Genomic DNA, 18,718 nt, shown 5'->3' on the forward strand with positions numbered 1-18,718 from the left:
TCGCAGGGATAGGGGATCGACCGAGTTCGCTTCAGTTGCAGAGAGTCACCTGATCATGGCTGAGGACAACAGGTCGGTCGCGGTACTCAACCACGGCACCGAATCAGCCCCCTCTCCTTGGGGAGAGGGTTGGGGTGAGGGAGATACAGATTGATCGTGATAGCTGACCAAGGCACCGAATTAACTCTCTTCCTGCGGCAGAGGGTTGGGATGAGGGGCGCAGGACCAACAGAAGGATCAGGACAACATGGCAGATTTTGAGCCGGAGAATATCGCCAGCAGCAACGGCCTTCGCCTGCGGATCAAGGGCAAGGTGCAAGGGGTCGGATTTCGTCCCTACGTTTGGCTGCTGGCCCGGCGCTTTAACCTGTGCGGCGAGGTCAGCAATGACGGCGCCGGGGTGATCGTCCAGCTATGGCAATCGCCTGCCATAACGGATTTTTTGCGGGTACTGCCGCAAGAGTGTCCGCCCCTGGCGCGGATCGATAGCGTCACCTGTACACCGTTTAACTGGCCGCAACGGCCAGCGAGTTTCACCATTGCCACTAGCGGTGCAGGGCAAGTGGATACCCATATCGTGGCGGATGCGGCCACCTGCGATGCCTGCCTGGCAGAGCTGAACTCACCGCATAACCGGCGCTATCACTATCCGTTTATCAACTGCACCCACTGTGGCCCACGTTTCACCATCATCCGCCGGATGCCCTACGATCGGCCCAATACCTCCATGCAGCCTTTCCCGCTGTGCCCGCAGTGCCTGGCGGAGTATCAGGATCCTGCCGACCGTCGTTTTCATGCACAACCTACCGCCTGCCCGGAGTGTGGTCCGCACCTGTGGCTCAGCGATGCCGCAGGCCAAACCACCGCCAGCGCCGACGATGCGCTGCAACTGGCCGCTGAGGCGCTGATTGCCGGGCAGATCGTCGCGGTGAAGGGGATCGGCGGTTTTCATCTTGCCTGTGATGCTACCAATTCTGCTGCGGTACAGCGCCTGCGCGCGCGCAAACATCGCTCAGCCAAGCCCTTGGCGGTGATGATGCCGGATACCCACTGGTTGCAACAATGTGTTCAGGTCGCGGAACCGACGGCACTGCTGAAACTGTTACGCAGCCCACCCGCACCGATAGTGCTGGTGGCGGCTCACCCACAAAGCCCGTTGTGTGGCGAGATTGCACCAGGGCTCAATGAGATAGGGGTGATGTTACCGGCAAATCCGCTGCAACATCTGTTATTGCAACAGACCGCGCGGCCACTGGTGATGACCTCCGGCAACCCGGCAGGTAAACCCCCAGCTCTGAGCAATCAACAGGCACTGGAAGAACTCGCTGGCGTGGCCGACGTCTGGCTGCTGCATAACCGTGAGATCGTCCAGCGAGCCGATGACTCTTTAGTTCGCTTGACCGGGCAGGGTAGCGAGATGTTGCGCCGGGCACGTGGCTATGTCCCCGATGCGATGCCCTTACCCCCTGGCTTCACCACCCAACCGGCCATTCTGGCACTGGGAGCCGACAGCAAGAATACCTTCTGCCTGCTGTGGGATGACCGGGCGGTGGTCAGCCAGCATCTAGGCTCGCTGGGGGATGAGGCCACCCGGCAACAGCAGCAACAACTGCTGACGCTGTTTGGCGAAATCTACGGTGTGGTGCCGCAGGCGATCGCCATTGATGCCCACCCCGGCTATCTCAGCCACCAGCAGGGCCAGGCGTTGGCCAATGAGCGGGCGATCCCTTGTGTCACCACGCTGCATCATCATGCCCATCTGGTTGCCTGCCTGGCGGAACATGGCTGGCCGCGCGACGGCGGTAAGGTGATTGGTCTGGCGTTGGATGGGCTGGGATATGGTCTTGGCGGGCAACTGTGGGGCGGTGAATGCCTGCTGGTGGATTATCAGCATTGTGAGTATTTAGGCGGGTTGCCCGCAGTGGCATTGCCGGGGGGCGATGTGGCCGCTCGCCAGCCGTGGCGCAACCTGTTGGCCCAGTTACAGCGTTTTGTCCCCGATTGGCAGACGTTGCCAGAGGCCGCCGCAATCCCTCAACCGCAGGCGACGATCTTACTGCGGGCGGTCGAACGGCAAATCAACTCGCCGCTGGCCTCTTCCGCCGGGCGCTTGTTTGATGCGGTGGCCGCAGCATTGCAGATCGTGCCGCCACAAATTTCCTGGGAGGGAGAGGCTGCCTGCCAGTTGGAGGCCTTGGCATGGCAAAGCCCGCCTCATCAGCCGCCGGTTTCGCTGCCGCTGCTTGGCAATCAGCTGGATCTGGCCACCTTCTGGCAGCAATGGCTGGCCTATCAGGCCCCCCCGGCACAGCGAGCTTATGCGTTCCATGCTGCCTTGGCCCAGGGGTTTGCCGCACTGGCCCGCAGAGCCATGCAGCAATACGGTATCAACATCGTCGTGCTGTCCGGTGGAGTGATGCATAACGCGCTGCTGCGGCAACTATTGATCCAGCAGTTAGACGGATTACAAGTCTTGCTGCCATCCCGTTTACCGGCAGGCGATGGCGGTCTGGCTCTGGGGCAGGCGCTGATTGCCGCCAACCGACTTTCAAGGCAGGCATAAGGATGAATTTATAACGTAATCAACTGTTTTTATGAGTAAAACCACCACCTTCATTCACTGGAAAATTTAGGTATTCATTATGCGTATTAATGTCAAAGCTGTGGCTGTATCCCTACTGGCGCTGTTCCCCATGCTGGCCTTTGCTCATGTGGGCCATGACGGCGGCGCACATCACGTATTAAGCTTTACCGAAGGCTTTATCCATCCGCTGACCGGGATGGATCACCTGGTCGCCATGGTTCTGGTGGGTATCTGGAGCGCCATGAATACCAAGCAGTGGTGGCTGGCGCCGCTGGCGTTTGCCGGTTTGCTGCTGACTGGCGCGTTGGTTGGCATGGCAGGCGTCACCGTACCTGGCACTGAGTTTATCGTTGCCGCCTCGCTGCTGGGCATAGGTGTGATGGTTGCCTTACAGCTGAAACTGTCGGCGATAACGGGCGCGTTGATTATCGGTGCTTTTGCCATTTTCCACGGTCTGGCCCACGGTGCGGAGCTTTCCCATTCGGTGGCGGCGCTTTCCGGTATGGTGATGGCAACGGCGCTGCTGCACGTGGCAGGGTTGGGTATCGGCTATCTGCTGGCATCTTCGTCCACGCATAGTGGCTGGGCGCGGGTGATTGGCGGCGGTTCATCGCTGCTGGGGATTGGCCTGCTCAGCGGTGTGATCTGAGTCTATCAATCTATTAACCCTAGTTTGCTGGCAGTTCCTTTGCGATAGCTGCCAGCAGTCTCCCCTGTTGATCTCAAAAATAACAAGCGGCTGGATTTGTGCCAATTTTATCGTTAGATTCCCTGCTAGCTATGTGCGCTTGATACTGTGCTATCGCACAACTTTTAACCCTATGAGTTAATTAAAAAGTTACAGGGAATATTGCTATGAACAGGGTGATAGGTGTACTGGCGTTATGCCTGGTTTCTTTTTCTTCTCTGGCCGATTGCCAGCCCCTCCTGGCCGATCTGGCTAAACCCTTCGCCGCCAAAGTGAGCATGAATACCGAGCTGTCCACCTGTAAGGTGTGGCCCTATGCCCCGGATAAAACCATTGCGGTACTGATGCTGGAACCCAAGGAAGAGGCCCAACCCGATTTTACCGACTTTGACGTCGCCGTTTGGGTGGTTGATAGCCAGACCGGCAAGGTGCTGGCTAGCAAATATCATCCCAAGGCGATTATGGATGATGCCATCTACACCAGTAGCGTGACCATCGACACCGCGCGCTATCAATTATCTCCGGCGATACGCGCCTTCGGGGTGCGTTTTATCCACCGTGGCTCCTCCTCGGTCAATCCCCTTAGCATCGAACGCCTTAACCTCTATACCCTGCAAGATCGGCAAGTCACTCTGGTGCTCAACAATCTCACCATGAATGAATATAGCGGTGAGTGGGATGGCCAGTGTGCCGGGGATTTTGCCACGACCCATCGCGCATTGGCGCTTGGCAAGAACGCACATCACGGCTTCCAGGATCTGCAACTACAGACGATGGCGACGCACAAGGAAGCCAGCAAAAAAGGGGAGGACTGTGTGGAAAGCAACAGCATCGTTGCCAAGACTCGCGTCGAGCTCAAGTTCGATGGTAAAGCCTATCCCGTAGAGCAGGATAAGTTGCTCGAACATCGTTTTTAATCCGTGCCTGGTCGTTAGCACCCTTGACTGAGCCTCACCCTGAAGGACGAGGAGCCCCACGTTAACGAGCCGAACCTAAGCCGCGTGCTGCGACGGGCTTTCCCTGGGCTAAAAACTCCTTCGCCTCAGTTCTCCACCAGCACCTGTTGTAGCGCTGCTATCAGCCTGCGGTTGGCCGCTTCGCTTTTGATCGCCACCCGGTAATAGTCGGTGGACAGGCCAGGGTAGTTGGCACAGTGGCGGATCAGGATGCGGTGCTGCAACAACGCCTGCTGCAGATCGTAGCCGGGGCGCAGGCAGCGTAGGAAAATATAGTTCGCCGCCCCTGGCCAGATACGCAAGTGCGGCAAGGCTGTCAGCGCGTCAAACAACCAAGCACGCTGCTCGGCCAGCCATTGGTGGGTTTGCTGGATGTAATCGAGATCGTCAAGGATCACTTCGCCTGCCAGTGCTGCATAGGCATTGATGGTCCAGGGCTCGCGCTGCTGTTTCATCTGTTGCAGGCCAGCGCGATCGCTGCTGACCAGATAGCCGAGCCGCAGCCCGGGAATGGCGAAGAATTTGGTTAATGAACGCAGAATGTAGAGGCGTGAATAGTCCGCCATTTGTGGGATCAGCCCCGGCGCATCTGGCAGAAAGTCGATAAAGGCTTCATCAACGATCAACGCAATATTGTGCTGACGGCAGCAGGCGACAACGGCCTGCAATAGCGCGGGGTCTGGCATCAGCCCGGTCGGATTGTTGGGGGTAGCCAGGAACAGGCAGTCCGGTTGGCGCTCGGCCAGCACCCTTAGCAACCGCTCATCGGGCTGAAATCCACCGGCTTCATCCAGCGGGTAGTCCTCGATCTGGCAGTCAATCCGCTGCAATGCCCGGCGGTATTCGGCAAACCCAGGCGTTAGGAGCAGCGCCGTGCGGGGGCGTAGCCGGTTCACTATGGCGTAAATCAGCTCGGTGGCCCCGTTGCCTGCCATGATATTTTCCGCCGGGCAGTGATGAACCCGCGCCAATGCCGCATGCAGACGCCGGTATTCAACGTCGGGATAGCATTCGGCGCTGGTCAGATGCTCGATAATCGCCGTCTTCAGGCTGGCGGGCATGCCCAATGGATTGATATTGGCGCTGAAATCAATAATCTCGGCCGGATCCAGGCCGCTTTTCAACGCCATTTCCAGTACGTTACCACCATGTTCACTCACGGTTTTGCTATTCCCCCTGTCAAGTTTGCGTGCAGGATAACACAGGGTAATCGCCGTTGATCCGGCGTAAACCAAACCTGTCGCTCTGGTGAATGCCAGATCTTGGCGTGTATTCGCGAGATCAACAGGTTATTATGGCATGGCAATTGTCGAGGCTATCGAGATGATAACTAAGTGATAAATTGAAGCGTTGCGTTTATTGAAGCGAAAACGTGGTAATTAACCGAATTATTGCCAACTGGATAACCCACACCCTGAACGATAACAGGTTGTGGTTGGGAAGGGGGTGTAACTCCCCCGCAGCCCCCGCTGCTGTGATGCCGACGAGTCCACTGCGCCACTGATCTGAGGATTGGGAAGGGAGTGGATAAGGATGACGCTAAGCCAGAAGACCGGCCAGTTGGTCACACATTCAACACCTTCGGTGGGAAGGGGGTTGTCATGAGATACGTGCAGCTATGTTGCACCGCTTGGTCGTATCCTGTTGACACCCAAATCCCGCCCGAGAGGTCGGGATTTTTTTATGCCATTAACCCACCATCAAGTTTTCTCGATCGCGGCTATAAGGTGCGTGCCATGACGCTGCTAGCCTGGTTCGTGGCCTTTCTGCTCGACAGCCTGTTAGGCGACCCGCCGCACTGGCCGCATCCGGTGCGCTGGATCGGCAACCTGATCACGGTGTTGCAACGCGCGATCCGTCGGATTTGCCATAGCGAGAGGGCACTAAAACTTGGTGGCGGGTTACTGTGGCTGGGCGTAGTTGGGTTGGTTTGGCTGGTCAGTTGGGGCTTTTTAACGCTGATGCAGCATATTCACCCGTGGTTGGGCTGGTTGGCGGAAGTCTGGCTGATTTATACCCTGCTCGCCGGGCGCTGCCTGGAACAGTCGGCCATGGAGGTTCACCGGGCACTGCAAAGTGCCGATCTTGAGGAGAGCCGCCGCAAGCTGTCGTGGATTGTCGGGCGGGATACCTCACAGTTGGAAGAGCCGCAAATTACCCGGGCAGTGGTGGAGACGGTGGCGGAAAACAGCGTGGATGGCGTAATTGCGCCGCTATTCTTCCTGTTGGTCGGCGGAGCACCGCTGGCGATGGCGTATAAAGCGGTTAACACCCTCGATTCGATGGTGGGCTATAAAACGCCGAAATACCGCGCCATCGGCTATGTGTCGGCGCGGATGGATGACTTTGCCAACTGGTTACCCGCCCGGCTTAGCTGGCTACTGCTGAGCTGCGCGGCCCGGCTGCACGGATTGGACTATCGCCAGGCGTTACGTATCGGCTGGCGCGATCGCTATCAGCATACCAGCCCCAACTGCGCCTGGTCGGAAGCGACCGTGGCTGGAGCGCTGGGAGTGCTGCTTGGCGGTCCTAACAACTACTTTGGTCAGCGGGTCGAAAAGCCGTGGATCGGTGAGGCTCGGCGGGAGATCGAGCTGGCAGATATTCCCCGCAGCACGCGTCTGATGATGACGGCCTCGCTGTTGGCTCTGCTGCTGTTTGCCGCGTTGCGCCTGCTATGGCTTGGCGCTTGAAATAATAATGGTTAGCGCGGCTTGGCCAGCGCGACGTGGAGAATAAGCGATGAAACGGTGTGTGATGGTGCAGGGAACCGCATCCGATGTGGGTAAAAGCGTGCTGGTGGCCGGATTGTGCCGGATCTTCATGCAGGATGGCTATCGCTGTGCGCCGTTCAAATCGCAGAATATGGCGCTCAACTCTGGTATTACCGTCCGTGGCGAAGAGATGGGCCGGGCGCAGATCTTTCAGGCCGAAGCCGCCGGTATCGCACCCGATGTGCGGATGAACCCGGTCCTGCTGAAACCGACCAGCGATTGTCAGGCGCAGGTGGTGCTGATGGGCAAAGTGGCCTGCAATATGGACGCGGTCAGCTATCACGAGTACAAGCCGCAGTTGCAGCAACAAATTAGCGAGGTGTATCACAGTCTGGCCAGCGGCTACGACATCATGGTGCTGGAGGGGGCGGGTAGCCCGGCGGAAATCAACCTGCGCGACCGCGACATCGTCAATATGGGCATGGCGGCGATCGCCGATGCGCCAGTGCTGTTGGTGGCCGATATCGATCGCGGCGGGGTATTTGCCGCTATTTATGGCACGTTGGCACTGCTAGAACCGGAAGAAAAAGCTCGGGTGAAAGGGGTGATCATCAATAAATTCCGTGGTGATATTGCCTTGCTCTATTCGGGCTTGGAGCAGATTGAGGCGCTGACCGGTGTGCCGGTGCTGGGCGTGATGCCATGGTTGAATATCGATCTGGAAGATGAGGATGGTGTGGCGTTGCAAAATGGCAAATATGCCCCGACAGGCAGTAGCCATGAGCTGGACATCGCGGTGGTACAACTGCCCTATATGTCCAACTTTACCGATTTTAATGCCTTGGCGGCCCAGCCGGACGTTGGGCTGCGCTATGTTTCGCACCCGGCGGCGCTGGCCGGTGCCGATCTGATTATCCTGCCGGGTAGCAAAAACACCCTGGGGGATTTGCAGTGGCTACAACGGAGCGGCTTGGCGGCGGCGTTACAGGATCAGCACCGGGCCGGAGTGCAGATCGTGGGTATTTGCGGCGGCTACCAGATGCTCGGTAAGCACATTATTGATGGCGTGGAGTCCGGTGTGGAACAGATGGCGGGTTTGGGCTTGCTGGATGTCACCACCCGCTTCGCACCGCAAAAAGTCACTACGCAGGTGACAGCACAATGTGAGCCTGGGTTGCCCGGCCTCTGGTCTGGCTGTGGTGAGCAGGACGTCGTTGGTTATGAAATCCATATGGGCACCACCCAGCTTGGCTCAGAGGCTACGCCTTTCTCCCGTCTTTCCCTACGCAATGGGCAGCCGGATAACGCCGTCGACGGTGCAGTAAACCCCACCGGTAACGTGCTGGGCAGCTATATTCATGGCTTATTCGACAGCGCGCCTTTTTGCCGGGCGCTGCTAAACCAGTTACGACAGCGTAAAGGGCTAGCGGTTTACGACGGCCCGGCTTTCGATTATGCCGATTACAAGCAGCAACAGTTTGATCTGTTGGCCGAAAAGATGCGGGAACATATTGATATGGATAAAATTTATCGCTTGATGACCGAGCACCAGCAAATGGGTGCCCAATGATCTTGATCACCGGTGGAGCACGCAGCGGCAAAAGTTCGCTGGCCGAAAGGTTAGCGAGCGGTGTCAGTGACCGGGTGTTGTATATCGCCACCTCGGTGGTCACCGATGAGGAAATGGCTGAACGGGTCAAGCTACATCGCCAAGCCAGGCCCGCTCATTGGCGTACCTGGGAGGGGAGCCAGCAACTGGCCAGTGTGATCGACCAACAGGCGGGGGCGGGAGATGCGGTGATCCTGGAGTGTATTACCACGCTGATCGCCAACCAGATGTTTGACCTGACCGGGGAGACGCCGGTGGAAAGCATCGACTTTGCCGTGGTTGAAACGGCAATCCAACGGCAGATCGATGATCTGCTGGCCGCCTGCGCCCGCAGCCCGGCGGCGATCTATCTGGTCACCAATGAACTGGGGATGGGCATCGTGCCGGAAAACCGTTTGGCACGACACTTCCGTGATATTGCCGGGCGTGTTAACCAGCGTTTGGCCGCTGCCGCCGAGTCGGTGCTATTGGTTATTTCTGGTATTGAGGTCAAGATCAAATGAGTCTGCGACTGTTTTGGGCCACCCTGCAATTGATGACGCGTATCCCGCTGCCCGCCAGTTGGACACAGGGGTTGGCGATGGATAATTACCAGCGCGGCATCGTCGGTTTCCCCTTGATTGGCCTGATCGTGGGTGCAATCGGTGGGGCCGTCTTTACCCTGTTGGCCCCCTGGTGTGGGGTGCCGCTGGCGGCGTTGGGCTACGTGCTGGCATTGGCTCTGGTTACCGGTGCCTTCCACCTCGACGGATTGGCCGATACCTGTGATGGTGTTTTCTCGGCTCGTACTCGGGAAAAAATGCTGGAGATCATGCGCGACAGTCGCTTAGGTACCAATGGTGGGTTGGCACTGATCTTTATCGTGGTGGCCAAGGTGTTGGTGATCAGCGAACTGGCATTGCGCGGAGTACCGATGTTGGCCACGTTGGCAGCAGCAGGAGTTGCTTGCCGGAGCCTGGTGGTATTGATGATGTATCGCCAGCCCTATGCTCGTGAGGGTAACGGGCTGGGGAACCTTTATATTGGCAAGATCAGTGGCGGACAAACGCTGTTCACTCTGGCGCTGGGAGCCGCTTTGGTCGCCTTGTTAGGGCATGGGCAGGGGCTGTTTGCGCTTGGCTGTGCGCTGATCGCCGTGCTGTTGCTGCGGGCCTATCTGCGCCGCCGTCTGGGCGGGCAAACGGGCGACACTCTGGGAGCGGCGATAGAAATTGCCGAATTGATCTTCTTACTGGCACTGCTGTGAGTGGGCGCTATGCGGCTATTTTTGGTACGACACGGGCAAACGGCGGCGAATCGACAGGGCGTATTTTGCGGCATGACCGACTTGCCGTTGACCGAGCAAGGTGAACAGCAGGCCAGGCAGATCGCACAATGGCTGGCCGAGGTGCCTTTTACCCAGGCGATCAGCAGTGAGTTACTACGTGCCCGGCATACCGCCGAGATTGTGATTGGGCAGCGGGAACTGGCGATCCAACCTGACGGCGGCTTTAACGAAATGAATTTTGGTGACTGGGAAATGTGCCATCACCAGGATTTGCAGCAGCAGGATAGTGCTGCCTGGGCCGACTGGGTGGCGGATTGGCAGCTAGCCTGCCCGCCAGCGGGGGAGTCCTTTCCACTGTTTTCCCAGAGGATTAGCCAGCAGGCCCAACGTCTGCTGGACGAACAGGGCGATGGCGATCGTCTGCTGGTGGCGCACCAAGGCTCTCTGAGCCTGTTGCTGGCAGGGTTACTAAAGCTGCCTGCCGCCGGGATGTGGCACTTCCCGTTTACCCAGGGAGCCTACAGCGTGGTGGAACTCAACCAGGGGTTTGTCACGCTAAAATTATTTAACAGCCAGGCTCATTGGCAGCCTGCAAGTAGAGAATAAAGTATGCAAACATTGTCATCGTTAATCGACCTGATTAAGCCGTTGGACGCGGCCGCCATGCAACAGGCAGCGGCAAAGATTGATGGCCTGCTTAAGCCACCGGGCAGCCTTGGCCGCCTGGAACAGTTGGCAACCCAACTGGCCGGGATGCGCGGTTTTAGCGGGATGGCCGCCAGCCGCAAGCAAATCATCGTCATGATGGCCGATCACGGCGTTTATGCCGAAGGGGTAGCGGTGTCACCGCGTGAAGTAACGGTGATCCAGGCGCTGAATATGGTGAAAGGCAATACCGGCGTCTGCGTATTGGCGGCCAATGCCGGTGCCGAGGTGAAGCTGGTGGATGTTGGCATCGACAGCGAACCTTTGCCGGGCCTGATCGATATGAAAGTTGGGCGCAGCAGCGGCAACATTGCGCGCGGGGCGGCAATGACACGCCAGCAGGCGGAGGCGTTGCTGTTGGCCACGGCTCAACTGACGCTGGAACAGGCGGCGCTTGGGGTGAAGCTGTTTGGCGTCGGGGAGTTGGGGATGGCCAATACGACGCCAGCCGCGGCGTTAGTCAGCGTCTTTACCGGCCGCGATCCGCAGGAAGTGGTCGGCATTGGGGCCAATTTCCCCAGCGATCATTTGCACCATAAGGTGGATGTGGTGCGTCGGGCGATTGAGGTAAATCAGCCGGATGCCCAAGACGCGCTGGACGTGTTGGCAAAGCTGGGTGGATACGATCTGGTGGGAATGGCTGGCGTGATGCTGGGAGCTGCGGCCGCCGGCTTGCCGGTGATCCTCGATGGTTTTCTCTCTTATGCCTCTGCGTTGGCAGCCTGCGGCATTGCACCTCAGGCTCGGGATTACCTGTTGCCGTCCCATTTCTCTGCGGAGAAGGGCGCGGCTGCCGCACTCGAGCACCTGCAATTAGCGCCTTATCTGCATCTGGATATGCGGCTGGGGGAGGGGAGTGGTGCCGCAATCGCCATGCATATCGTGGATGCGGCCTGCGTGATGTTCAATCAGATGGGCTCGCTGGCGGACAGTAATATCGTTATTCCCGGTAACGCGACCTGAACGGCTGAATACCACCACCAAGATTTTACCTTGTAGGGGCGCCGCCCGCTTAGCTAGGGTCGAACATATGCTCGACCCTGTTAATGCGACAAATTAAGCAGTTTGCAGGTTGGTTGCACGGCCAAACAGGCGTTTGAACAACCAGTAAATCACGCTGGCTGCCAGCAGTGAGTTAATGGTTGGCACACCCCATTCCGTCACCAGGCCGATCACGCTACCGACAATGCTGGCGATAATCGCTGCCCAGCCGATGAGTGGCGTTTCTTGCGGCAGTTGGCCGAGCTGGCGGCTGGCGTCCAGCGCATCGCGGTGGCTGCGCAGCACGAAATAATCCACCAGCATGACGCCGAGGATCGGTGGGAATACCACGCCCAGCACGGTCAGGAAATCCACAAACCGATCCAGGATCCCCAGAACCGAAAGCAGCGTGCCCAACAGACCGATAATCACCGTGGTCGCGGTATATTTGAGCTTTTTACCGGTGATCCCTTCAACCGCATTCACCACGCCCAAGGACGACGAATAGAGGTTCAGATCGTTGACGCGCAGGGTCGAGAACACCACCACCAGCAAGCCGATACCGCCCGCACTCTGGGCCATGATCGTCACCACGTCTGCGGTGCCGAGCGTTTTGGCAATAAAAATCGCCAGACCGTTAACCACGAATTCACCGGCAATAATGGTCAGCAAAGTAATACCAAACACGTGGCGTTTGTTTTTGGAGTAACGGGTCAGGTCAGGGGTCATCAGGCTGGCGACAATGGCGCCGCCGACCACGATGGTGATGCCCGCGCTGATGGTTAACGCGTCCCCCATCGGTGCCAGCAGAATGGCCTCATGTAGTTTCTGCCCAGAGAGGACGTTATAGGAAATAAAGAACACCAGCAGGATAAACAGCGGCACAGCAATACGAGCTGTAATGCGCAGCGCTTTAAAACCAAAAGCGACCAGCACCGTCAAAAACAGGCCGGAGAGTGAAGCTGACAGCGGGAAGCCCAGGCGATCGCCCAAGGCGAAGTTAAGCGATTTGGCAAAGATGGCGTTCTGAATGCCAAACCAGCCCAACAGGCTGACGGCCACTACCAGGCCGATAAGCACCGAGCCTATGCGGCCAAAACCACACCAGCGAGCCAGCAGGCTACCGGAGATACCTTCTCTCATCCCGGCCAAGCCCAGCCCGAACGTCACGACCCCAAAGATCAGGCTGCCAATCGAGATGGCGATAAAGGCATCGGTCAGGGTCATTGAGTTACCCAGCACGGCACCCAGCATAAACTGGTCCAAGGCCGTTAGCATACCCATATGCACGATGGCGACGCTGAGGAAGGAGACCCTCTTATCCTGCGGTACCCGGCTCAGTGGGTAGTCTTCAATTTTAATCACGATAATCTCTCGTTAACGTTTAAATAAATTGGATGCCTTTTTCAATCAGGCGTACTGGAATGTAGCTGTCCAAGTTTACCTGTTTGCAATACTCTTCGAACTGCTGGAGCGTATGCACATCGGCTTTTTGGTAGATGTTGTAGATTCTATTTTCTATGGTTTTATTGCTGACGTCATATAACCTGGCAATCTCTTTGTTGGTGTAGCGTTGCAGCATTAAAAATATGATGTCCAGCTCCGACTGGGTAAAAATCTGGATGCTGACTTCGGTGGTTAATATGCTGGGCTTTTGCTGGTTGATATATTTTAGCGGTGAAAAACTGTCCAGCGGACGGGCGTTCCACATGGTGCCAACCAGCTCTTCCTTGTCATTATAAATAGGCAGTTTTTCGCTGATAAAGGGGACCAGGCTGTCGCTGCCGTACCAGAAGTGCGTCTCGATAACGGCTACGCGATCCCGCGTTCCTTCGGTTTTCCTGTCGTGTTCTTGCAAGTCGGGGGCAAACTCTGCCCAATCGGCGGGGAACTCGGCATCAAGCTTGCCCGCAATATCGAAATTGAGAGGTGTGTTGGTATAAAGATAGGCCGCCTTATTCATATAAATATGGCGTGAAGATAAATCTTTAATGCCCCAAGGCTCATTTAAATGTTCCATCATGGTGATGAGACCTTTTAAATATAATTCATTGCTCTGCCAAAATGAATCCATTTGAACCCCTCATACTTCAGCGCTATCAGATGTTTTTCGCTAAATAGATGCGAGTATGGCGGTGCGCATAACCCGCTAAGTTGCCATACGGCTGGTACCCCAGTTTTTCGTAAAACGCCTGCGCCTGAAAACTGAAGGTATCGACATAGGCCATATGGCAACCGCGCTTGACGGCTTCCTGTTCTGCCCGCAGCATCAGGTCACGGCCGTAGCCTTTTTTGCGATACTCGTCACCCACCCACAGGTACTGGACTTCTAATCCACCCCACCAGGTTCTGGCGACCAGTCCGGCCACAATCTGCCCGCGATCGTCGGTGACGGTCAGAAATAACGGATGAATATCTACCGCGTCATACTGATGGTTGTGCGCCCAGAGGCTGTCAATCACGAACTCTTCGTCCTGCGGATTTGGAGTGTCCGTTACGTTAATCTTCATGGCCAATCTTTCCTTTTCATGCTAATAATTCAAACGTTCATTAAAGTGTCTGTATTGATTAGCTTTTGTTAACATTTATTGGCAGTGATTACAAGGGTGTTTTTCACCTGTTTTCCTGGTGGCAAAAAATGGGTATGTTGTTGGTAAGAGAAGGGAATAATTGACCTTTCTCAAGAGTATACCGAATAGAGAATATTGTGCTTCACCAGGGATACGCCCTTTAGGGCAGAGGATAGTGACAAGAGCAAGCTAACTTGCCAACCGCACTATGCCTCACTGAACATGTAGTAAGATTTACCATCACTTCGCAGTAATGCATTGCGCAAAGTAGCGGATTAAACTCCGCTACTTTGCCGCAAAATCCGTGCCTTTATCGTATAATTACCTGTTAAGCACCGCGTTTCGTGGTGCTCCTCGCTTCAAGTGGCTCCACTGAGGTATTATGGCCGAGCGGCCCATTTCGCGGCCAGTTCGCAACAGGTGAGAAAGTATTGATGGCATTATGAAAACACTTAAGCCACGCCGCCCTCATGGGAGGTGGATCTATTACATTCTGCACGAAGATATTCTGTGGCCATGCCCAGTCAAATGGGAGTGGGAAGAGAATTTCGAGGCATGGTTGCCTTTTTACTATTCGCCCACCCTGGAGTTTGTGGCAGGCGATCCGGCGAAAGCCGTCAAGGTGACGAAACCCCAAACGCCCGGCTTGCAGCCGAAACGCCTGGAGTACGCTTGATTCGGGTATATCCGATGATTATTCAACCATTCCCTGAATGCTGATACTCGCCAAGCCATGCTATCCGGGCTGAAACAATCCATCCCAACGCACAACCGCTTTTCTGGCGGAACTCAATTGAGTAAATCGTGAACGGTGCGGCGCACGTAGTGGGTCATTTGTGCCAGGTCTTCGGGCGCAACCGGGCCACCGCCAGCCAAGACGACCTGTTGCTCGATCTGGGCGATCTCTTGCTCAACCCGGTTGGCGATTTGCACCTTGACGATCTTGTCTACCGATGACAACAGAACTTTCAATACCACTTTCAGCGCAATGTTTTCGCAGAATGAATCGTAGGAGTGGGCTGTTGGCGGCGCTTCTACCGCCGGTGGCGGCATGCGTGGGGCCATAGCCTTGAAACTGTCTACATTTTCAATAATAAGATCCATGTCTCTTATTAGTTCATCAAAATCTTTAGACACTGACTTATTTCCCTTTGCAGTACGCAAAAAATAGAACGCCTGGCTTTGGTTGGCTGACAGGCGGACACAGCTTGAATTGACCGGACGTTCAACGGGTGAGCGGTAGGCTGGTCGGCATTTTAACCCTGCTCGGGTTCCGCAAACAAGATAGGGATGATTGATGGTTTGCCTTCTATGTATAACTGCTAGTGATGGTTTTTCGCTGTCTATACAAAGTGTATTGCCGCCTGGAGCTCTGATAACCGGTGCCCTATGATAAAAAATGCGAAGGGTATTCAGATAAACGCTTAGACCGCAACCCGACAAGCGCCGCACAGGCTAAACTTGAGGGGCAGACATTCACACAGGGAGGAGATATGGAACCCGAACGTGGCATTAAGCGAGTGATACTTTCTGATGGCGCTATCAAACATGTGGTGGTGGAAGACGCTATGGGCAGCGAGCGCACCCTGGCTGCCGTAGATTACATCTCTGAGGGGATACAACCGCCGTTGGAAACGCTGCCGGAAGTCCCGGCCCAAGAAGAGTAAAAAGGTCCGGGAGGATTGGTTGTCAACTCTCGGCACCGGGCGGCGATTTCTGTTGCCAATCCGGCACGATATTGCCCATTGCTAGCCTTTTCCCCATACTGGCAGAAATTGTGTATTTTATTGCAGCCAGCAGGAAGGGCAAGTCAGTGTCAACGGTCAAGAAAAACTCTACTCCCATACTGTTTCTGAAGATCAAACCTCAGGAAGCCGTACTGGTCCTTATTACCATGCTCTGGGGCGGCACCTTTTTGGCCGTGCATCAGGCGATGCTGGTCAGTGGGCCATTCTTTTTTGTTGGGCTACGTTTTGGCACTGCGACGTTGGCGCTGGTGCTGTTTTCTCTGCGTTCGCTCCGGGGGATGACCTGGTACGAAATCAAGGCCGGGGTGTTTATCGGCACCTCGATCATGTTCGGCTATGGCCTGCAAACCATGGGGCTGCAAACCATCACCAGCAGCCAGTCGGCATTTATTACCGCCATGTACGTGCCGATTGTGCCGTTATTGCAGTGGTTAGTCCTTGGCCGTATGCCGGGGGTCATGTCCTGGATTGGCATTCTGCTGGCCTTCGTCGGGCTGATGCTGTTGAGTGGGCCAAGCAGTTCCAGCCTGGCATTCAGCGGTGGTGAATTCCTGACGTTGGTCAGTGCGCTGGCGATCGCCATCGAGGTGATTTTAATCGGTGCTTTTGCGGGCAAGGTCAATGTGCGGCGGGTGACCATTGTGCAGTTGGCTACTGCGTCGTTGTTATCGTTTTTGATGATGGCTCCTACCGGGGAGTCGGTTCCGGCGTTTTCCAACTATCTGCTTTACAGCGCGGTAGGCCTGGGGATCGCCAGTGCGGTGATCCAACTGACGATGAACTGGGCACAACGCAGCGTTTCACCTACCCGTGCCACGGTTATTTATGCCGGTGAACCGGTATGGGCTGGGATAGTCGGCCGTATCGCCGGTGAGCGTTTGCCTGGGTTGGCGCTGATTGGCGCAGGGTTGATTGTGCTGGGGGTGATTGTCAGTGAGTTGCGTATTCGGCGTAAACCAAAGCCAGTAGAGTTGACATAGGGGCGGGCACTGCATGCTGCTCCTGTAAAAACGCCGCGTGAGAACGCGGCGTTGTAATAACTAGGGTTAGGCCGCCTTCTTACGGCGCACAAACTGATAACCGATCCCCAGAATGATAAACCACAGCGGCGTGACGACCAGCGCTTGGCGCGTGTCCTCGCGCAGCGTCAGCAGCACCAGCACGAATGCGAAGAACGCCATGCATACCCAGCACATCAACTTACCGGCAGGCATCTTGTAGATCGATTTCTGGTGCAGTGCCGGGCGTTGCTTACGGTAGACCAGATACGAACACAGAATGATGGTCCAGACGAACATGAACAGAATGGCCGACACGGTGGTGACCAGCGTGAATACGGTCATGACGTTCGGGATCAGATAGATCAGCACCACGCCGCCCAGCAGACAGATACAAGAGAAGGTCAGGCCGTTTGCCGGTACCGCACGTTTGGACAGGTTGGCAAAGGATTTAGGCGCATCGCCTTCCTGCGCCAGGCCAAATAGCATACGGCTGGTGGAGAACACGCCACTGTTGGCGGAAGAGGCGGCAGAGGTCAACACCACGAAGTTGATCACGCTGGCTGCGGCTGGCAAACCGATCAGTACGAACAGCTCGACGAACGGGCTCTTATCGGCCACCACCGAGTTCCAAGGCGTTACCGACATGATCACGATCAGCGCGAAAACGTAGAACATGATAATGCGGATCGGGATGGAGTTGATGGCGCGTGGCAGCACTTTTTCCGGATCTTTGGTTTCGGCCGCGGTGGTTCCCACCAGCTCGATACCCACAAAGGCAAATACCGCAATCTGGAAGCCGGCAAAGAAGCCGCTAATGCCTTTCGGGAACATGCCGCCGTCATTCCATAAGTGGGAGAAGGAGGCTACGCTGCCGGTTGGGGATTCGAAGTGCATCGCCACCATCACCAGACCGGCGATGATCAGGCCCACTATCGCGACGATTTTGATCATCGCAAACCAGAACTCCATCTCACCGAACATTTTCACCGTTGCCAGGTTCAGGCTGAGCAGCAGCAACACGCACAGTAAAGAGGCGATCCATTGGGAGAGATCGGGGAACCAGAACTGCGCGTAAGCGGTAATGGCCACCACGTCGGCAATGCCCGTCACCACCCAACAGAACCAGTAAGTCCAACCGGTGAAGAACCCTGCCCAGGGGCCGAGCAGATCGGCGGCAAAGTCGCTGAAAGATTTGTACTGCAGATTGGAGAGCAGCAGCTCGCCCATCGCGCGCATCACGAAGAACAGCATAAAGCCGATGATCATGTATACGAAGATGATGGAAGGCCCGGCCAGGCTGATGGTCTTACCGGAACCCATAAACAAACCTGTACCAATGGCACCGCCGATAGCGATCAGCTGGATATGTCGGTTTGAGAGGTTTCGCCTTAGGTGATCTTCTGATCCGGGCGTGGTGTCCACTGCTATTTTAGAATGATCTACCATCTTATGCTGTCCTGTTTTTACCTGTCATGAGTGGAGTGGCGAGCTCTGAAGTGGCTCTTTTTTATCTGTATTAGCCGGTTTTTCCGACAAAAGTTAAGGTAACTCAATATCACCACCTTTGTGCAACATATTTACAACATAATGGGGTGGGATAAAAGCCGATTATTCTTTACTCAGGGGAGGCAAATCGGACGTCCAGGGGGCGGAAGATTACTCTTTACCGCGGCAAATGAACAGTGCTGACAGTGGTTATCTCATTGATTAAACAGGGGCTTATAAAATTCGCATGAGAAAAACTAATGTTAAAAGACGATTAAACTAATCCGGATCCCTGTCTGTGCTTGAGGGGCGCTAATAGCGGGTTTTGCGCGGGGAGCAGTTGAGTTCTAATCAGTTTATTGCTGCAGCTGGCGCGGCTTGGCAGAGGATCGCCGGGCGTCCAGCGTACA

The 18,718-nt window shown here is 55.9% G+C and carries 18 protein-coding genes and 1 riboswitch; of the genes, 12 read left to right on the forward strand and 6 right to left on the reverse strand.

From position 1 onward, the window contains the following. Positions 1-247 precede the first annotated feature (247 nt). The 3 genes from hypF (at position 248) to AC6HVW_RS10335 (ending at position 4,189) form a co-directional block, all read left to right on the forward strand. A complete protein-coding gene (gene hypF, locus AC6HVW_RS10325; protein ID WP_071680552.1) occupies positions 248-2,563 on the forward strand; it encodes a carbamoyltransferase HypF in 2,316 nt (771 codons plus the stop codon). A gap of 79 nt (positions 2,564-2,642) precedes the next feature. Beyond that, on the forward strand, positions 2,643-3,233 hold the full coding sequence (locus tag AC6HVW_RS10330; RefSeq protein WP_071680551.1) for a HupE/UreJ family protein: 591 nt from the start codon (positions 2,643-2,645) through the stop codon (positions 3,231-3,233). A gap of 206 nt (positions 3,234-3,439) precedes the next feature. After that, the gene (locus AC6HVW_RS10335) at positions 3,440-4,189 is read left to right on the forward strand and encodes a PA3715 family protein (RefSeq protein ID WP_186485996.1); all 750 of its coding nucleotides are present in this window, start codon (positions 3,440-3,442) and stop codon (positions 4,187-4,189) included. A 125-nt stretch (positions 4,190-4,314) separates the two neighbouring features. Here the strand turns inward: AC6HVW_RS10335 and cobD are convergent, their stop codons facing one another. Then, positions 4,315-5,388, reverse strand: a complete 1,074-nt coding sequence (gene cobD, locus AC6HVW_RS10340) for a threonine-phosphate decarboxylase CobD (protein WP_071680549.1) — start codon at positions 5,386-5,388, stop codon at positions 4,315-4,317. A gap of 222 nt (positions 5,389-5,610) precedes the next feature. Next, positions 5,611-5,803: riboswitch (cobalamin riboswitch) on the forward strand. A 161-nt stretch (positions 5,804-5,964) separates the two neighbouring features. Here cobD and cbiB point away from each other — a divergent pair. From cbiB to cobT, 6 genes are read left to right on the forward strand one after another with little or no spacing between them, the layout of a single operon-like run. Beyond that, positions 5,965-6,921 carry an adenosylcobinamide-phosphate synthase CbiB gene (gene cbiB / locus AC6HVW_RS10345; protein WP_186485997.1) on the forward strand — a complete coding sequence of 319 codons (957 nt, stop codon included), beginning with the start codon at positions 5,965-5,967 and terminating at the stop codon, positions 6,919-6,921. 49 nt (positions 6,922-6,970) lie between these two features. Next, entirely contained in the window at positions 6,971-8,512 is a 1,542-nt protein-coding gene (locus AC6HVW_RS10350; protein ID WP_186485998.1) for a cobyric acid synthase, read from the forward strand. Then, positions 8,509-9,054 (forward strand): bifunctional adenosylcobinamide kinase/adenosylcobinamide-phosphate guanylyltransferase, encoded by a 546-nt coding sequence (gene cobU / locus AC6HVW_RS10355; protein ID WP_071680546.1) that lies wholly within the window; start codon positions 8,509-8,511, stop codon positions 9,052-9,054. Before AC6HVW_RS10350 ends, cobU begins: the two co-directional genes overlap by 4 nt. Next, positions 9,051-9,797, forward strand: a complete 747-nt coding sequence (cobS, locus tag AC6HVW_RS10360; RefSeq protein ID WP_071680545.1) for an adenosylcobinamide-GDP ribazoletransferase — start codon at positions 9,051-9,053, stop codon at positions 9,795-9,797. The genes cobU and cobS overlap by 4 nt, the downstream gene beginning before the upstream one ends. 9 nt (positions 9,798-9,806) lie before the next feature. Further along, positions 9,807-10,424 carry an adenosylcobalamin/alpha-ribazole phosphatase gene (locus AC6HVW_RS10365; protein ID WP_071680836.1) on the forward strand — a complete coding sequence of 206 codons (618 nt, stop codon included), beginning with the start codon at positions 9,807-9,809 and terminating at the stop codon, positions 10,422-10,424. 3 nt (positions 10,425-10,427) lie between these two features. Further along, positions 10,428-11,486, forward strand: coding sequence for a nicotinate-nucleotide--dimethylbenzimidazole phosphoribosyltransferase (cobT, locus tag AC6HVW_RS10370; protein ID WP_071680544.1), 1,059 nt, complete (start codon positions 10,428-10,430; stop codon positions 11,484-11,486). Between the two features lie 93 nt (positions 11,487-11,579). On the opposite strand, the gene AC6HVW_RS10375 is transcribed toward cobT, so the two are convergent. The 3 genes from AC6HVW_RS10375 to AC6HVW_RS10385 are packed head-to-tail and all read right to left on the reverse strand — an operon-like array spanning position 11,580 to position 14,014. Next, entirely contained in the window at positions 11,580-12,869 is a 1,290-nt protein-coding gene (locus AC6HVW_RS10375) for a cytosine permease (RefSeq protein ID WP_021804762.1), read from the reverse strand. A 19-nt stretch (positions 12,870-12,888) separates the two neighbouring features. Next, on the reverse strand, positions 12,889-13,578 hold the full coding sequence (locus tag AC6HVW_RS10380; protein ID WP_037374900.1) for a helix-turn-helix transcriptional regulator: 690 nt from the start codon (positions 13,576-13,578) through the stop codon (positions 12,889-12,891). 25 nt (positions 13,579-13,603) lie between these two features. Continuing rightward, a complete protein-coding gene (locus AC6HVW_RS10385; protein WP_021178360.1) occupies positions 13,604-14,014 on the reverse strand; it encodes a GNAT family N-acetyltransferase in 411 nt (136 codons plus the stop codon). Between the two features lie 502 nt (positions 14,015-14,516). Between AC6HVW_RS10385 and AC6HVW_RS10390 the strand changes: the two genes are divergently transcribed. Further along, positions 14,517-14,750, forward strand: a complete 234-nt coding sequence (locus AC6HVW_RS10390) for a hypothetical protein (protein WP_024486733.1) — start codon at positions 14,517-14,519, stop codon at positions 14,748-14,750. A gap of 113 nt (positions 14,751-14,863) precedes the next feature. Here AC6HVW_RS10390 and AC6HVW_RS10395 read toward each other — a convergent pair whose 3' ends face one another. Next, positions 14,864-15,178, reverse strand: coding sequence for a hypothetical protein (locus AC6HVW_RS10395; protein WP_081050627.1), 315 nt, complete (start codon positions 15,176-15,178; stop codon positions 14,864-14,866). A 389-nt stretch (positions 15,179-15,567) separates the two neighbouring features. Between AC6HVW_RS10395 and AC6HVW_RS10400 the strand changes: the two genes are divergently transcribed. Further along, positions 15,568-15,741, forward strand: coding sequence for a hypothetical protein (locus AC6HVW_RS10400; protein WP_166734755.1), 174 nt, complete (start codon positions 15,568-15,570; stop codon positions 15,739-15,741). 146 nt (positions 15,742-15,887) lie between these two features. Then, entirely contained in the window at positions 15,888-16,802 is a 915-nt protein-coding gene (locus AC6HVW_RS10405) for a DMT family transporter (protein WP_071680543.1), read from the forward strand. A 66-nt stretch (positions 16,803-16,868) separates the two neighbouring features. On the opposite strand, the gene cycA is transcribed toward AC6HVW_RS10405, so the two are convergent. Then, the gene (gene cycA / locus AC6HVW_RS10410; RefSeq protein WP_071680542.1) at positions 16,869-18,269 is read right to left on the reverse strand and encodes a D-serine/D-alanine/glycine transporter; all 1,401 of its coding nucleotides are present in this window, start codon (positions 18,267-18,269) and stop codon (positions 16,869-16,871) included. Between the last annotated feature and the right edge of the window lie 449 nt (positions 18,270-18,718).

It is taken from the genome of Serratia sp. NCCP-200 (genome assembly GCF_059697885.1).

Excerpts from the sequence above, each read along its gene's own strand:
- hypF (WP_071680552.1), top strand. The coding sequence starts at position 248 with ATGGCAGATTTTGAGCCGGAGAATATCGCCAGCAGCAACGGCCTTCGC.
- AC6HVW_RS10330 (WP_071680551.1), top strand. The coding sequence starts at position 2,643 with ATGCGTATTAATGTCAAAGCTGTGGCTGTATCCCTACTGGCGCTGTTC.
- AC6HVW_RS10335 (WP_186485996.1), top strand. The coding sequence starts at position 3,440 with ATGAACAGGGTGATAGGTGTACTGGCGTTATGCCTGGTTTCTTTTTCT.
- cbiB (WP_186485997.1), top strand. The coding sequence starts at position 5,965 with ATGACGCTGCTAGCCTGGTTCGTGGCCTTTCTGCTCGACAGCCTGTTA.
- AC6HVW_RS10350 (WP_186485998.1), top strand. The coding sequence starts at position 6,971 with ATGAAACGGTGTGTGATGGTGCAGGGAACCGCATCCGATGTGGGTAAA.
- cobU (WP_071680546.1), top strand. The coding sequence starts at position 8,509 with ATGATCTTGATCACCGGTGGAGCACGCAGCGGCAAAAGTTCGCTGGCC.
- cobS (WP_071680545.1), top strand. The coding sequence starts at position 9,051 with ATGAGTCTGCGACTGTTTTGGGCCACCCTGCAATTGATGACGCGTATC.
- AC6HVW_RS10365 (WP_071680836.1), top strand. The coding sequence starts at position 9,807 with ATGCGGCTATTTTTGGTACGACACGGGCAAACGGCGGCGAATCGACAG.
- cobT (WP_071680544.1), top strand. The coding sequence starts at position 10,428 with ATGCAAACATTGTCATCGTTAATCGACCTGATTAAGCCGTTGGACGCG.
- AC6HVW_RS10380 (WP_037374900.1), bottom strand. The coding sequence starts at position 13,578 with ATGGATTCATTTTGGCAGAGCAATGAATTATATTTAAAAGGTCTCATC.
- AC6HVW_RS10385 (WP_021178360.1), bottom strand. The coding sequence starts at position 14,014 with ATGAAGATTAACGTAACGGACACTCCAAATCCGCAGGACGAAGAGTTC.
- AC6HVW_RS10390 (WP_024486733.1), top strand. The coding sequence starts at position 14,517 with ATGAAAACACTTAAGCCACGCCGCCCTCATGGGAGGTGGATCTATTAC.
- AC6HVW_RS10395 (WP_081050627.1), bottom strand. The coding sequence starts at position 15,178 with ATGGATCTTATTATTGAAAATGTAGACAGTTTCAAGGCTATGGCCCCA.
- AC6HVW_RS10400 (WP_166734755.1), top strand. The coding sequence starts at position 15,568 with ATGGAACCCGAACGTGGCATTAAGCGAGTGATACTTTCTGATGGCGCT.
- cycA (WP_071680542.1), bottom strand. The coding sequence starts at position 18,269 with ATGGTAGATCATTCTAAAATAGCAGTGGACACCACGCCCGGATCAGAA.